At 47.0% G+C, this 14,539-nt stretch carries 13 protein-coding genes; 6 read left to right on the forward strand and 7 right to left on the reverse strand.

Annotated elements, in window-relative coordinates:
• Window positions 1–318: 318 nt before the first annotated feature.
• Entirely contained in the window at window positions 319–579 is a 261-nt protein-coding gene (locus MO387_RS08190) for a DUF5062 family protein (RefSeq protein ID WP_006081993.1), read from the forward strand.
• A gap of 152 nt (window positions 580–731) precedes the next feature.
• Here MO387_RS08190 and MO387_RS08195 read toward each other — a convergent pair whose 3' ends face one another.
• Window positions 732–1,595: a M23 family metallopeptidase gene (locus tag MO387_RS08195; RefSeq protein ID WP_107950235.1), complete on the reverse strand. Its 864-nt coding sequence runs from the start codon at window positions 1,593–1,595 to the stop codon at window positions 732–734.
• Window positions 1,596–2,026: 431 nt separating this feature from the next.
• Complete coding sequence (locus MO387_RS08200; protein WP_006081995.1) at window positions 2,027–2,899, reverse strand: 6-carboxytetrahydropterin synthase; 873 nt, start codon at window positions 2,897–2,899, stop codon at window positions 2,027–2,029.
• A 627-nt stretch (window positions 2,900–3,526) separates the two neighbouring features.
• Here MO387_RS08200 and MO387_RS08205 point away from each other — a divergent pair.
• Window positions 3,527–4,525 (forward strand): cytochrome-c peroxidase, encoded by a 999-nt coding sequence (locus tag MO387_RS08205; RefSeq protein ID WP_107947917.1) that lies wholly within the window; start codon window positions 3,527–3,529, stop codon window positions 4,523–4,525.
• A 155-nt stretch (window positions 4,526–4,680) separates the two neighbouring features.
• Here the strand turns inward: MO387_RS08205 and yejK are convergent, their stop codons facing one another.
• The gene (gene yejK / locus MO387_RS08210; protein WP_107947919.1) at window positions 4,681–5,709 is read right to left on the reverse strand and encodes a nucleoid-associated protein YejK; all 1,029 of its coding nucleotides are present in this window, start codon (window positions 5,707–5,709) and stop codon (window positions 4,681–4,683) included.
• Between the two features lie 77 nt (window positions 5,710–5,786).
• Between yejK and MO387_RS08215 the strand changes: the two genes are divergently transcribed.
• Both MO387_RS08215 and MO387_RS08220 read left to right on the forward strand, forming a co-directional pair.
• Entirely contained in the window at window positions 5,787–6,005 is a 219-nt protein-coding gene (locus MO387_RS08215; RefSeq protein ID WP_011847036.1) for a YejL family protein, read from the forward strand.
• A gap of 66 nt (window positions 6,006–6,071) precedes the next feature.
• Window positions 6,072–7,859 carry a DUF3413 domain-containing protein gene (locus tag MO387_RS08220; RefSeq protein ID WP_107947921.1) on the forward strand — a complete coding sequence of 596 codons (1,788 nt, stop codon included), beginning with the start codon at window positions 6,072–6,074 and terminating at the stop codon, window positions 7,857–7,859.
• 422 nt (window positions 7,860–8,281) lie between these two features.
• Here the strand turns inward: MO387_RS08220 and MO387_RS08225 are convergent, their stop codons facing one another.
• Window positions 8,282–9,388, reverse strand: coding sequence for an NADH:flavin oxidoreductase/NADH oxidase (locus tag MO387_RS08225; RefSeq protein ID WP_107947924.1), 1,107 nt, complete (start codon window positions 9,386–9,388; stop codon window positions 8,282–8,284).
• Window positions 9,389–9,506: 118 nt separating this feature from the next.
• Here MO387_RS08225 and MO387_RS08230 point away from each other — a divergent pair, with 118 nt between their 5' ends.
• A complete protein-coding gene (locus tag MO387_RS08230; RefSeq protein ID WP_107947925.1) occupies window positions 9,507–10,373 on the forward strand; it encodes a LysR family transcriptional regulator in 867 nt (288 codons plus the stop codon).
• A gap of 21 nt (window positions 10,374–10,394) precedes the next feature.
• On the opposite strand, the gene trmY is transcribed toward MO387_RS08230, so the two are convergent.
• From trmY to MO387_RS08245, 3 genes are all read right to left on the reverse strand, one after another.
• A complete protein-coding gene (trmY, locus tag MO387_RS08235; protein WP_006086220.1) occupies window positions 10,395–10,991 on the reverse strand; it encodes a tRNA (pseudouridine(54)-N(1))-methyltransferase TrmY in 597 nt (198 codons plus the stop codon).
• A gap of 410 nt (window positions 10,992–11,401) precedes the next feature.
• A complete protein-coding gene (locus MO387_RS08240; RefSeq protein WP_107947927.1) occupies window positions 11,402–12,484 on the reverse strand; it encodes an ATP-binding protein in 1,083 nt (360 codons plus the stop codon).
• The gene (locus tag MO387_RS08245) at window positions 12,481–13,209 is read right to left on the reverse strand and encodes a response regulator (protein ID WP_107947929.1); all 729 of its coding nucleotides are present in this window, start codon (window positions 13,207–13,209) and stop codon (window positions 12,481–12,483) included. Before MO387_RS08245 ends, MO387_RS08240 begins: the two co-directional genes overlap by 4 nt.
• Window positions 13,210–13,374: 165 nt before the next feature.
• Between MO387_RS08245 and MO387_RS08250 the strand changes: the two genes are divergently transcribed.
• Window positions 13,375–14,532 (forward strand): efflux RND transporter periplasmic adaptor subunit, encoded by a 1,158-nt coding sequence (locus MO387_RS08250; RefSeq protein ID WP_107947931.1) that lies wholly within the window; start codon window positions 13,375–13,377, stop codon window positions 14,530–14,532.
• Window positions 14,533–14,539 lie beyond the last annotated feature (7 nt).

Here is a 14,539-nt window from a genome sequence, read left to right on the forward strand (position 1 = left end):
CGCACTCGCCTTAGCGAATACCTGAATTAAAATCTGAATTAAAAACTAAGTCAAAAACTAAGTCAAAAACTAAGTCAAAAACTAAGTCAAAATCGAAGATAATGCCTAAGTGATGACCTGAGCTGATGACTATTTAATCAGACTCAGTGTTCAGATTATTTTTAGGCCCGTTTTTTGGTGGTTTTGTCAAAAATTGCCAAAATTAAATCTAGAAAACAGCATATTTAGCGTAACTTAGGATGTATAACTCGCAGATGCCATCAGGCACACATTATCGAGTCCACTTGATGGATTAGATGTGCAAACAGAGGATCGCCAATGAAGCCACACAAGAACGAAGCGCAAATATTGAAGTTCGCCATGGAAATCGGCGTGGGCTATGCCAAAAAACGCGGATATGCGGACTTCGACAAGGGCATCTCGCCCAAAGACAAAGTGGAATGTATTTACCGTTTATTGGTCACCGACAACTTAATCCAGCCACTGGCCAAAGATAAAGAAGATGGGCCAAACATGAAACACAAACTGATTTTGTGGATCACCCGCCAGCTACCCGCCGATCATCCATTATTGAAGTAATCTTTTTAAGCTAATCGGTTGAAACTCATTATCTGTAAACGGACAGTTCAAACGAGTCTAGAAAAATCCAACTCACTGAGTGCTAACGATAAGAATCATAAAAAATGGCGCATCATTGCGCCATTTTAGTGTGTAAGAACTGTATATCGTATCTAGCCCTTTTTAGCCACTTTGTTAGCTTTCTCATTCGCCAGCACAGTTGCCATGGGCGGCACTATGGTCGTGGGATCGAGGCGCATTTGATACCAGTTCACTCGCCAATCTAAGTGCGGTCCATTCGCACGACCTGTTGCGCCCACCTCTGCCACGGCTTGACCTTGCTTAACCACTTCACCCGCATTGACGTACAGCTTACTCAAGTGCAAAAAGCTCGAACTCACGCCGTAACCATGATCGATCACCATAGTCCCACCCGAATAAAACATGTCGGGCACAGACAGACTTATCACACCATCAGCCGGCGCCACCACTACAGTGCCCGTTTTTGCCGCCACATCCACACCAAAGTGTGGATTACCGGGTACGTCATTATAAATACGTTGGCTGCCGTAAACACCGGAAATACGCCCCGTCAGCGGCCAAATAAACTCCTGTAAAAAGGCCGTTTGCTCGCTAAATGTTGCCCGTGCCGCTTTGACCTGCGCCGTGTCTTTCGCCGCTCTTTCATGCGCGACGGGATCGGGCTTCATGATCTTAGAACTAATGCCCTTGACACTTTGAATATCGTACTCACGCTTGGCCAAAGTTAAAGGCTTAACCTCAGTCAAACCATCGGGATAAACCAAGGTTAATTGCTGGCTCAGTTCGCCATCGCGATCAAAACCAAAGGCAAAATGACCGTCGGGCGTAACCTTGATGGCTTCACCATTTAAGCTAATCTGAGTGCCCGCTGGCGCTTGACCACGCATTAATGCGCCTTGCTCTAGCTTGCCTTGCAAACTTACCGCTGCTTGCACATGAGGCGCCATAAGCACTAAGCCCAAGGTTAACCATGCCGTTAAACGACTACCCAACATCATATTTGTTCTCAAAACGTTTCCCAAACCAATAGTTTCCAAAATCTGAGTTCCTAATATTCTATTATCGGGCATCTTAGCCTCGAACATCATAGCCCTAAACATCTTCACAAAAAATCTTATCGATGGTCAACTTGGGACAAGGCCAAATGAATGCGTTCTGCACGACACTAACGCATCACCAGCACATCACTGACTCATCACCAACTCTGAATCGCTAAACACTGACCAATTAAACATGTGTGCCACGTTAACCTAACCCGCCATAAAAATCGATCTACAGCGGCGTAAATAGCTAATGCTGTATTGCATACAATAGCAATCGCGCTTTATCTAAGGTTATGAAGACACAAAAAAGCCCCGACAATCTGCCGAGGCTCTTTCAGCAAGTAATTTATATTTACTCGACTCTATTTACCCAAACTTAGCGCTTATCCCTTAGACACAATAGCGCCTTTACCCACACCTTCAAATGCCACCACTTTAAACTGACTTCCGGGCACTTTAGCGACGAGTGTCGTGGCAATATAGTCGGCTAACAACTCAACCGTCGTGTCGTGGGGAATTAAATCACAGCCTTCCTTTGGCATCGCCAATTGGAAATCCCCTTGGGGCGCTTGGTAATGGAAACCATAATGGCTGTCGTCGGTGATCCGCGTTTGCGACGATAAATTCAGGGTGTCAACAGAAACCAAATCCTCTTCACTGCCTAAATAAATATCGTGCCAGCGCTTGGCCCAATACTCATCCCACTTTGGTGCTGGGCTGCCATTCTCAAACACATGAATTGGGCTACGATGTCCATGGGCGATACGCTGGCAATTACCATCATGTTTACGTAAACCATGGCTGTAATGATAATAAGGCGTATCGAGGATTTCATGTCTCAAGGTGAGAGTGATCCCTTCGACATTCTTAGGTAAGGCTTCGCGTAACGCTTTCTGTAAAAAAGCATTCACGCTTGGAATATCAATTTGTTCGGTCGGCACTAAGGCAAAGGCTTGGGAAGGACAGGCCAAATGGATTTCACCTAACTGGCTATCAAAATCCATCCACACTCTATCGCCCTGTTGCTGCCAACGCACACTGCTGCAGGCCGTAGGCACGAGTAAACGATGATCGGCCACCGCATCTATGGTCTGCTTGATGGTGCGTTTCACCTTAGCAAAATCGAGCACCATGTTTTGCTCGTCTAATCCGCCCTCAAGCAGAACATCGACAATCCAACTCTCTCCCACCATGCCGCGCTTTGGGCACAAATAGGAAAAATCGATCACAGTTAAATCTTTGACAAACAGTTGCATTAACGCTCCTCGGCAGAAAAACAGTCCACCTACTTAATTTGAAAGCACCACTTAGCGATGGCCGAGCGTGCTAACTTGAGTACCCAAAACGAGTAAACTCAACATGAATGGAGATTCTAATCAATTCCGCCGCTTGTCGCGACAAATGAATCAGCTCTGCCGCAAATTTGTATTGGGTTGAGTCTCTATTTTTGTATCAGGTACTCAAGCCAAGTATTGCATTAACTCTAACAAAAAGTGCATTTGCCCAAAAATGAGTCCGCCATTTCAACGCTAACGCTGCCAATATCCCACGCCTTAACACGCCCGCGTCCAGGATTTTGCTTGTTTGGGTTTATCACTACCTTAATCATGCGAGATATTAATCGAGAAAATAGGGTAATCATCAGATATTGATAGACAAAAAAGTCACTATGCATCGACCTTGCCGATTAACAGATAAAACCCTAACCGAAACAGGATTCAACCTAGCAAAATAACACAGTCAAAACAGCGAATGAGATCGCAAAAGCTTAATCCGCAACAGCGATAGACCCAATCGAAACAAGGTGTTATCAATTATTAACATTAACCACTACCATCCCCTTGTAAGCCACAATTTAATTAAGGTTATACAGGGAAAACAAGATGACCAAACTCACGTCTATTGCTATTTTCATTGCGGGTATTTTCGCCAGTGCCCATGCCATCAGTGCTGAACCCATCGAAGTCATTACAGCAGCCAAGATCACTGAGCCTGAAAAAGTTGAATTAGGTAAAATGCTATTCTTCGAACCAAGGCTATCCAAATCGGGCTTTATCTCTTGTAACTCTTGCCATAATTTATCCACTGGTGGTGTCGATGCTCTGCCAACGTCTATTGGTCATCATTGGCAGGAAGGCCCAATTAACTCACCCACAGTGCTTAATGCCGACTTTATGCTGGCTCAATTTTGGGACGGTCGTGCCAGTGATTTGAAAGAACAAGCCGCGGGCCCTATCGCCAACCCGAAAGAGATGGGCTTTACCCATGAGCTCGCAACTGAAACTATCGCCTCTATGCCCGCCTACCGAGCGCACTTCGCCAAGGTCTATGGCGATGAAAAAGTCACAATTGACCGTTTAACCGATGCGATTGCCACCTTTGAAAAAACCTTAGTCACCCCTAATAGCCCCTTCGATCAATTTCTTCTGGGCAAGCAAGATGCCATCAGCGCGAATGCCAAAGCGGGTTACCAACTCTTCAAGGATAAAGGTTGCGTGAGTTGCCATAACGGCCCCGCAGTTGGTGGAACCATGTATATGAAAATGGGACTCATCAAACCGTTCCACACCAATAACCCAGCAGAAGGTCGTAAGGGGGTCACAGGTAAAGAAGCTGATAAATATGTGTTTAAAGTGCCTACACTACGCAATATTGAGCTCACCTATCCCTACTTCCATGATGGCAGCGTCTGGACCTTAGAAGAAGCGGTGAATACCATGGCAGACATTCAATTGGGGCAAAAACTCTCTGACCAAGAAGTGAAAGAAATGGTCGCCTTCCTTGAAGCCTTAACAGGCGAACAGCCACAAATCACGCTGCCGATTTTGCCACCATCGAATAAAGATACGCCACGTCCAGTGCCATTTAGCTCCAATAATTAACATAGGCAACGAGTCACTGACTAAGAAGTTCTCACTTAGAAACTGAGTCAGCGCGACACTTAGTGATTTGGTGATTAGGTTAGCAAAAGGCCGAGAGTAAAAACTCTCGGCCTTGGGTTATTCGTTCGCTTAAAAAACGATGGATTAATTAAGTGCTATTCGCCTTTAAGACGACGGTCGAGCTGATCTTTCAAGTTAGCTGGCACGCCTTTGATTAAAATCGTGTCCGAAATGGGATCGTAAATCACCCGTTGGCCTAAGTGGCCGCCATCAAAACTTAACGTTACGCCGCCGCCAGTACCTGAAAACTTCTTCAATTGGCGCAGGGTTGATTTATCGGCCGGAAACTCTTCATCGAGATCATAACTGCCGCCACGGGCAAAATCGTAGAAAGAATCCATACCTTGATCGGCTAACTCATCGGCCAAGTCTTTGATCTCGATGTCAGCGCCTTCATCGAAGCGCTCACTGCAATATTCAAACACTTTATTACGGCACTGCTGGCGCTCGTCTTTCGTCAGCTCACTGCTGGCAACAAAATCTTCAACCGCATTCATTAAGGTTTTGTTTTGCGCCTTAGTGTTAACGCCTTCGACGCAGCCCATAAAGTCGAGGAAAAAGTCGGCCACTTTACGTCCCGCGCGGCCACGGATAAAGGAAATGTATTTACGCGAGTCTTTATCAGCTTGCCACTCGGTTAAATCGATACGCGCCGCCAGTTGGATATTGTTTAAATCCAAATGATTATTTTGCGACAGTTCCATATCGTCTAATACTGTCATCGACGACTTAGCACTTAATAAAGCCACAAACAAATAATCGCTGGTGATGCTGGTATAGCAAGACATCAACAGGAAACCGCCTTGACTGAAGTCGTATTTCGACAATTCTTCTTGCAGTAATTTACTGGCTTGACCGGAAAATTCCACAAACCCTAAATCGCCGCCACGGTATTGAGTTAGCGCATTGGCAAAGGCGGGATTCGCCTCACCGTCGTCACCATGGATACCAAAATAGCCAAAACCTTTACCGGCCTTTCCCGTATAAGTCTGATGCAGCTCATCGAGCATCATCTCGACCGCCTGACCGTTCAGCAGAGGTTGAGGACGCAAACGGCAGCGTAATTGCCCCTGACTGTCCTGAGAAATCTCGTGAATAATTGCGTGTTCGATGTTAATACTCATAAGCCCTGATAGTGATACTGGGATAAATCCGCTATTATATGCCGCTAATCCATTCCAAAGTGAAACATTTTTTGATTATGGCAATCCAATCGAAATACTCAAACACCCAAGTTGAATCATTAATCGCCGAAATATTGGCTGTGTTAGAAAAGCATAAAGCACCGACAGACCTGAGCCTGATGGCATTGGGTAACTGCGTGACAAACCTGCTAGAACGTAAAGTGCCAAGCGAATCGCGCCAAGCCGTGGCCGAACAATTTGCAAAAGCACTCGCACAATCGGTTAAATCCCAGTAAGTTAACTGGGTAATAATCGTCAAAAGAATATAAGATACAAGGTCTTTTAGGAATAAGCGGATCACTATGGTCGAGCGAAAAAAGCAAATGAGCCGCGATCGGGTTTCCCGGCTCATCAACTGGGGACATTGGTTCGCCTTCTTCAATGGCATATTAGCCATGATAGTCGGCAGCCGATATCTTGGCAGCGTGGGTTATCCAGAAACTTGGTATGGCTGGGTTTATCTAAGCGTCAGCACTATTGGTCAGTTTAGCTTTCTCGCCTTTATCGCCTATTTGATCTGTCTGTTCCCACTGACCTTGATATTGCCATATTCGAAGATATTAAGAGGCGTCGCGGCGGTGATCGCGACCCTAAGTCTCTGTATCTTATTGTACGATACGATTGTTTACGCCGATTACGGCATGCACTTGAGCCCCTTCGCCTTCGATTTGGCCTGGGCGGATCTCAATGCCCTGCTCCATGGCACTTCCTATATCGTCACGCCACTCGCCATTATTGCTATTGAGCTTACGGCAGCGAACTTTTTGTGGAAGCGAATAGAGAAAATCCAAAAACTGAATTTAGGCAATAAAGTCATCACCTTAGTGGGTATCTGTTTTGTCAGTAGCCACTTGATCCACATTTGGGCCGATGCCGCCGATATCACTGAAATTACCCGTTTCGATGATACTTATCCTTTATCATACCCTGCGACAGCGCGCTCCTTTATGGAAAGTCACGGTATTGATGGCTCGTCACAAGGTGACGATGTCAATCACAATACCAGTGTACTCAATTATCCAGAGCAACCACTGACCTGCCAAGCTGACACTAAAATCAATGTGTTGATGATCACCATCGATAGTTTGCGTGCCGATATGGTCGATGGCAAAAGCATGCCATTCTTGCAGCAATACACTGAAAGTAACCAGTCTTTTACCCAGCATTTCAGCGGCGGCAATCAATTTAGAACCGGCATGTTTTCGCTACTCTACGGCCTGCAAGGCAGTTATGGCGATGCGCGAATTTTTAATAGCACCAGTCCGCTAATGACCCGAAGCTTCCAGCAAGCGGGTTATGAACTGGGATTGTTCCTGCCAGAAACCAATCTTAATTTGCGTTCGTCACAGGCAATGTTTAATGACTTCAATCCTGTGATAGCTAAAGAAACCAATGGCAGCGCCGATGCCGACTTGCACACAGTGGCCAGTTTTAACGAGTGGCACAGCATCCAAAATAAACCTTGGTTTGCGCTCGTTAATTTAAAAGCGCCGGAAAATTTCGATACTCCTGTGGGTTTCCTTGGCATTGAAACCGTGAAAGCCAATCCCGACCTTATGCCAGCGCAAAAGGTACTGTTTAATCAATATCGCCAATCACTGTATTTTGTCGATCAACAACTTAAGGCAATGCTGGCCAATGTGCCCAACGACACTTTAGTGATTATCACTGGGGTAAATGGCAAGATGTTCACCAGTAACAGTGACGAAGCGAATCGCAACCTGTCACCACAGAGTGTCAAAGTGCCCTTAGTGATCCACTGGCCTAATACGGGCGCGTCTAAGGTCAAATACCGCACCAGCCATTACGGCATAGCGCCGACTTTGATGACCCACGTGCTCGGCTGCACCAATAACACCACAGATTACAGTGCTGGCCGCAGCTTATTGCAACCGAGTAAAGAAACGTGGATCTACATAGGTGATAGCCGTATTTTTGCAATCTATCAAGAAGCGGAAGTGACAGTGATTGACCGCCACGGCAAATACCGTATTTACGATGAAAACTATGAACATAGGCTCAATAAGAAAATGAGTGCGCCTGAGTTGATTGAAGTGATGCGCGAAGGTCGACGTTTCTATAATCACTAATCTTCATCCTCTGCTTGAAGAAGCCCCACTCCCTGCGGATTGGGGCTTTTTTATTCCCTACACGGCAGGATGAGTGCCTAAAAGTCAGAGTCTAGTTCTCAATACCGCACTAATCCCAGCTCAAAGCTCACTATAAGAGATTAATATCAGAGTACAGTATCTGAGTCTGAGTCTGGGTCTGATATAAGCTACAGCCGCGCGGTGCCTTCAACCTAAATATGGTGTATTCACAAAGCAAAAAGCCGCTATCCATGGATAACGGCTTTTAAGACTTAGGCTGAATCTTGAGGCCTGCTTTACCTTGTACACAATCAAGCCTGTTATCTATCATGCATAAACGATAAAAGTCAGCTCACTCTCAAGTTAACTCGCAATTATGCCAGTTCAGAATAATGTCAGCTCGCAATCACGTCAGCTCAAAATCAATCGGCTTTAACCGTGGAATAACGCTCTAACCAATGGGCGTAAGATGCGGGTAATACCCATGATGGGCGCGCTATCTTTAAGGTTTGTGCCGCTTGATATGGCCAATGTGGATTCGCCAAAAAGGCTTTACCTATCATCACTAAATCCATTTGTTCATCTTCAATAGCCGCATTGGCGTGCAGTGGATTATCCATGCCCCACGACGTCGCAACAGGGAAACCCTCTTCTTGGCGAACCCGCGCAGCAACAGGTGCTAAGAATGCCGGGCTCCATGGAATATTTGCCGTCGGCGTAGAGAAGCAAATGCTGACGTTTAACATATCGAGCCCAGCTTGTTTAAATTGCTTCACCAAGGCGATTGATTCAGTTAACGTTTCTTCATCTTTATGGTCAAATTCAATCACACCAAATCGCGCCGTTAAGGGTAAATGCTGTGGCCAAACGTCTCTTACCGCTGCAACCGTTTCGAGCAAAAAGCGTCCCCGCCCTTCTGCACTGCCACCATATTGGTCGGTGCGTTCATTGGCATAGGTTGAGAAGAAACTCTGGGCTAAATAACCGTGGGCGAAATGCAGCTCTAACCATTCAAATCCTGCCGCTAAAGCCCGTTTTGCCGCCGCCACAAAGTCTGCTTTAACGCGCTCAATGTCTTCAATCGTCATAGCCGTTGGAACTTTAGGTAAGTTTGCACCGAAAGCAACGGCAGACGGCGCAATCGGTTGCCAGCCTTGTCCTTCACCATTGGGAATATGATCATCGCCTTCCCACGGAATATTGGCGCTCGCTTTACGGCCCGCATGACCAATTTGAATCCCCGCCACTGCGCCGGCATTTTTAATCGCGCAGGCTACCTTAGCGAGGCCTTGGGCTTGCTCGTCATTCCACAGTCCGAGGCATTTTGGGGTAATACGTCCTTCAGGAGAAACCGCAGTGGCTTCAACCACAACAAGACCCGCTCCGCCACGGGCAAGGCTAGTGTAATGCACCTGATGCCAGTCGTTGATGAGTCCGTCCGTGGCTTGATATTGGCACATGGGCGCAACGGCAATACGATTTTTGAGGGTAATGTCTTTAAGTTTGAAGGATGAAAATAGATCGGCCATAGGTGTTTCCTGTGTCAAATAGAATCAAAAAGGAATGGAATACTGAATGACGACAGACTAGCCTTATCATGCCATAATTAAAAGCACGCACAGATTATAGAGTTGATAAAGTTTGCTTATGATAAATCCACAGTGGTTACACACCTTTGCGGTTCTGGTCGAGAAAGGTAACTTCACCCGAACCGCCGAAGCCATAGGTATCACCCAAGCGGCAGTGAGCCAACATATCAGTCGCTTAGAAGAAGAATACGGCACACTGTTTTTACGCCGCCCCCGTCAACTTGAAATCACTCCGATTGGCGAAAACCTGCTGACCTACGTTAAAGACGTCGAATGCGCGCAAAAACGCTTACAGCAGAAACTGATCCATGATGATGCTGAGGTCGGCGACATTAGCCTTATCACTCCGGGGAGCATTGGTTTAACACTCTTTCCGCTATTAATCGAACTACAACAGGCGTTTCCGGCGTTAAACATTCGCCACCGTTTTGCCCCTGACAGTGAAATAGTCGCCTCGGTATTAGCCAATGAACATGAAATCGGCATGGTGACCTTAAAACCTTCCGATCCTCGCATTCACAGCACGCATTTCACCGAAGAGCCGCTTGAACTCGTCGTACCTGCGTGCCACAAACAAAATGAATGGGTTGATTTACAACGGCTAGGGTTTATCTCCCATCCCGATGGCGAGGCCATGGCAACTCGGCTGCTTAGCCGTAAATATCCAAGTCATCCCGGTATTCAAGACATTCCCTGTAGGGGATTTACCAACCAAATCAGCCTGATCCTCGAACCTGTCGCAAAAGGGCTCGGATTTACAGTCATCCCGCAATACGCCCGCAAAGCCTTTGAACGACAACAAGATATCTATGTTGTTGAATGTGGCAGCCAAGTTGTAGACACCATTTGGCTTATCCACCGCGCGGAATGGCCCTTGTCACGCAGAGCCCAAAAAGCGATCGCGTTTTTAAAGGGCAAGATATAGATAGGGCTCAGCGGCTACTGGCTACTGATTGATATCCAATTCATTATGGATCAGTACTACGCACTGGGAAGCAAACAACATCTTTGGCCCAAGGCTGATCTTTTGCGCGCCGAGTCGTTTCAAAGTATTAAAACTTTTCTTCGGCATAGGAATGTGATCGGTCAGCAAAAAGCACGGATTGCCCACAAACTCCTGCTCACGGATAGAAGTGCCCTTCTTATCCATCATAAATAATTGATAATCGACCGCGAGGTCCTGCACCAGCTTTTCAAAACTGATGGTGCTCACAGTAATGCCCTCATCCACAACGCGAGTTTGCTCTTTCGTCATGCCCCGAGAAATATCTAAGGCCTTGGCAATTTTCGTCAGCAAAGCTTGTTCGTGAAAACCGCCAATATGGCAAATATTTCGAGTATCAAAGCAAATAGTGCGGGAAAAATCATGGGTACTTTCTAACACTAGATAAACGACAACATCGTTTCGATGAGACTGAGCCACAAAGATAGTGTTCATCAGGGTATGAGCCAAAATCTCGGTGTGCGCCTCTTGGCCGACAGAAGCCAAAAACAACTGACTGTCAGTAGGTGCAGATCTTGCTCGTAAAACAAACGCGCGCATAGGTAAATGTCCTACTCAATAATCACTTAAATAATAAATGGCGAATGCATATAATTTGGTCGGTATGAAAGTATTCGAACCTCCACTCCCTTGTACTCTATGACAGTAAGCCGATTAATCATAACCTGCTAAATTTAAACATAAATTATATGATTTTGCACGTTTTAATTACCTCAACAATTTATGTACACTTACACGAAAATACGATATCAAGGCGACAAGTACAGCAAATTGAGCGAATTCAAACAAAATAACATCCTATTAGTTGTAATCAATTTCGGATAACAACGAATGGGCATTAGGGAATACCTGCATTTCCCGATTAAACAATGCTCTAGCTCGGTGGCCATACGTGCAGGAATCACTCAGGACGTCACCTTTCCTATAGATAATTCCAACATCCAAACAAATTAAGAAAGGGGCTCTAAACTTGCCTTAACAGGCCAAGAAAGGACGAATATTGTTCCTCCACGACCCGATGGCTGGCAGGCCACGTGGCCGCCGTGAGCTTCAGCTATTGTTTTAACCACTGCGAGACCGAGTCCACTGCCACCACTTTTTCGAGAGCGAGACGGATCTACTCGGCGAAATGCTTCGAATACGTAGCTTGCTGCCTCATCAGGGATACCAGGGCCTTCATCTTCGACGCTGAGATAACAGCTTGCCCCCGAGCGGTAAAATCGTACAGTCAAAGTGCCAGGATCAGCATGCTGGCGTGCATTTTCCAGCAGCGCCATCAGCGCCTGCCGTATTCGTATAGCATCACAGTAAACTTTAAGTCTTGTATCAAGTTCCTGCTTCAGTATGAGTCCCTTAGCGTCTAACACCGCAGCGAAAGTCTCAATCACCGCACTAAGTTCCTCGGCTAAACAGACCTCATCCCGCTGTAACTCTAGATGTCCACTGTCATTGAGGCTCAGCACTCGTAAATCTTCGATCAGGTGATTAAGGCCTTCAACCTGCCGTAACAGTCCCTCGAAGAGCTCACTGCTGGGGCTAAAAACACCTTCCGCTAACCCCTGCAACCGACCACGCAGAATAGTGACTGGGGTACGAAGTTCGTGAGCGATTGCCGCGTTCCAAAACTCCCGCTCGCGAGTCATATACTCTAGGCGCTCGGCCATAGCATTAAAGTCACTCACCAATTGCGCCGTCTCCCCCATCGCATGTTGGTCCATTCGCGCACGCGCGTTAAGCTTGCCTTGGGCGACTTCGCGTAGGCTATATGCCACAGAGTTCAGAGGAGTAAGAATGCGCCGTGACAGGCGAATGGCAACAAATAGCGCCATCCCCAACGCGGCTATGATAGTGCAAACTATCCATAGCATTTCCATCTGAGAAGGCATCCAGGTTTCAGATATACTGCCTGGCAGGTAGGCCACCGCAATGGCATAGAATACATAGGAGCCAAACACTGACAGGAAAATGATGCCTAACGTCATTACTGCTAAGGACTGGATTATTTGCCTGCGCAAACCCGGTGCTTGCCTCATACTTCACCACCAAAGCGATAGCCAACCCCCCAGACACTGAGCGGCACTCCTTGAATATCGAGCGCTTCAAGCTTTTTACGTAACTTACTGATATGACTGTCTACCGTTCGTTCCTGAGTATCGCCCTCAGGCAAGCAATTAATTAACAGCTCCTCGCGGCTAAAAGCACGTTTCGGTGTACGCATCAAGCAAGCGAGCAATTTGAACTCGGTCAAGGTCAGATCCAGTGCCTGCTGCTGACCGTTACAGATTACGCTAGCCTCGTGGCTGTCTAAGTCGATTTGGAACGTGCCGACGCGCAACATTTGGGTATTTATAGGTGTGTTAGTGCGAGCGCGTCGCAGTACCGCCTGCACCCTAGCCACCACTTCGGCGGGATTGAATGGTTTAACCACGTAGTCGTCAGCACCGAGGCGTAATCCCATTAATTTATCAATATCCTGATCAAGCGCGGTAAGCATGATCACCGGCGTGTCACCACGGGAGCGAATTTCATTCAGTACATTCCAGCCATCGAGATTCGGCATCTGTACATCGAGCAGCAATAGATCGGGTTTAAATGCTTGGTGCATAGCTAGCGCTTGGATACCATCGATAGCATGTTGGGTTCGTAGCCCACTGCGCTGCAAATAAGCGATAAGGATATCGGCAATCTCTGCTTCATCCTCTGCAATTAACACCAGTGCCGAAGTCATAGAACTTACGGGCTCATTGAGATTAGCCATGGATTGCCTCAACATTAAAATTGCTAAACTTTATCATCCCCTCCATACATTCTCCACAATGTCTCGAATAATTCGCAATACTGACTCGTCATAATTCAGCATTAGTTCTCTAGCGTTTGATAAAACGCCATTAGTGAGATCGCTGTACATTGAGGAGAGTAGGTTATGTACATCAAACAGCGGCACTTAAGCTTTGTGTTATTTGTAGGAATTGCCGTGTTGGGATTGGTAGGTTGTGATTCAGCAGTACAGGATGAAGAGACAACCGCTCCGGTTCAAGTGTCAGTGATGACATTAGAAAATGAAGAACTATTAGTGACTAAAGATCTGCCCGGTCGTGTCTCTGCGGTTCGCAGCGCTGAGATCCGCGCGCAAATTAGCGGCATAGTGCAAAGTCGTCTATTCGAACAGGGCGCCGAGATAACATCTGGCACTGTGCTATTTCAAATAAATCCAGCGCCATTTAAAGCGGATGTCGATATTGCTGCTGCAGCGTTACAGCGTGCCGAAGCGGTATGGATTCGGGCTCGTCAAGAAGCCGATCGCTTAGCCTCTTTGATACAAACCAAGGCCGTCAGCCAACAAATGCATGACGATGCTATTTCCCTGCGCAATCAGGCTGCCGCAGATGTAGCCCAAACCAAAGCGACGCTGGCACGGCGTCAGTTAGACCTACAGTTTGCCAGCGTCGAGGCACCCATCTCCGGACGTATAGATGAAGCATTAGTGAGTGAAGGTGCATTGGTCTCACCCACCGATGCCACACCCATGGCGAGGATCCAACAAATCAACCAAGTGTACGTTGATGTACGTCTTCCAGCCTCAATGCTCGAAGCGATGCGTCAGCAGGCAAGTTCAGGACTCCCAGAGCTGGCTGTTGAGATCCTAAGCAGTGGTGGTGAGCCTCTTGGCATGCAAGGGCATATCTTATTTTCAGGTATTCAGGTAGATGCAGGTACTGGCGATGTACTGCTGCGCGTACTGGTAGATAACCCGCAGCATAGTCTGTTGCCCGGTCTCTTTGTAAAAGCTCGCATTCCACAAGCTTACTATCCTACGACTCTGAACGTGCCTCAGCAGGCAGTGACTCGCAAGGCTGGTCAACCCCAAGTGTGGGTGCTTGATGAGCAAGCTAAAGTGCAGCCTGTGGCCGTTAAGGTCGATGAATTGGTGGCAGGTCGCTATCACGTAGTATCCGGCCTAACCGCTGGTCAGCAGATAGTTGTTGAAGGTATCGAACGCCTAAGCCCTGCAGCACAAGTGAATGCGCGACCTTGGCAACCCTCTGTCGTTCCTCAGCAACTTAGCGCCGTCGTGCGCTGAATTTGGA

Source organism: Shewanella sp. N2AIL, assembly GCF_022690845.1.
Taxonomy (GTDB): domain Bacteria; phylum Pseudomonadota; class Gammaproteobacteria; order Enterobacterales; family Shewanellaceae; genus Shewanella; species Shewanella baltica.

Excerpts from the sequence above, each read along its gene's own strand:
- MO387_RS08190 (WP_006081993.1), top strand. The coding sequence starts at position 319 with ATGAAGCCACACAAGAACGAAGCGCAAATATTGAAGTTCGCCATGGAA.
- MO387_RS08195 (WP_107950235.1), bottom strand. The coding sequence starts at position 1,595 with ATGTTGGGTAGTCGTTTAACGGCATGGTTAACCTTGGGCTTAGTGCTT.
- MO387_RS08200 (WP_006081995.1), bottom strand. The coding sequence starts at position 2,899 with ATGCAACTGTTTGTCAAAGATTTAACTGTGATCGATTTTTCCTATTTG.
- MO387_RS08205 (WP_107947917.1), top strand. The coding sequence starts at position 3,527 with ATGACCAAACTCACGTCTATTGCTATTTTCATTGCGGGTATTTTCGCC.
- yejK (WP_107947919.1), bottom strand. The coding sequence starts at position 5,709 with ATGAGTATTAACATCGAACACGCAATTATTCACGAGATTTCTCAGGAC.
- MO387_RS08215 (WP_011847036.1), top strand. The coding sequence starts at position 5,787 with ATGGCAATCCAATCGAAATACTCAAACACCCAAGTTGAATCATTAATC.
- MO387_RS08220 (WP_107947921.1), top strand. The coding sequence starts at position 6,072 with ATGGTCGAGCGAAAAAAGCAAATGAGCCGCGATCGGGTTTCCCGGCTC.
- MO387_RS08225 (WP_107947924.1), bottom strand. The coding sequence starts at position 9,388 with ATGGCCGATCTATTTTCATCCTTCAAACTTAAAGACATTACCCTCAAA.
- MO387_RS08230 (WP_107947925.1), top strand. The coding sequence starts at position 9,507 with ATGATAAATCCACAGTGGTTACACACCTTTGCGGTTCTGGTCGAGAAA.
- trmY (WP_006086220.1), bottom strand. The coding sequence starts at position 10,991 with ATGCGCGCGTTTGTTTTACGAGCAAGATCTGCACCTACTGACAGTCAG.
- MO387_RS08240 (WP_107947927.1), bottom strand. The coding sequence starts at position 12,484 with ATGAGGCAAGCACCGGGTTTGCGCAGGCAAATAATCCAGTCCTTAGCA.
- MO387_RS08245 (WP_107947929.1), bottom strand. The coding sequence starts at position 13,209 with ATGGCTAATCTCAATGAGCCCGTAAGTTCTATGACTTCGGCACTGGTG.
- MO387_RS08250 (WP_107947931.1), top strand. The coding sequence starts at position 13,375 with ATGTACATCAAACAGCGGCACTTAAGCTTTGTGTTATTTGTAGGAATT.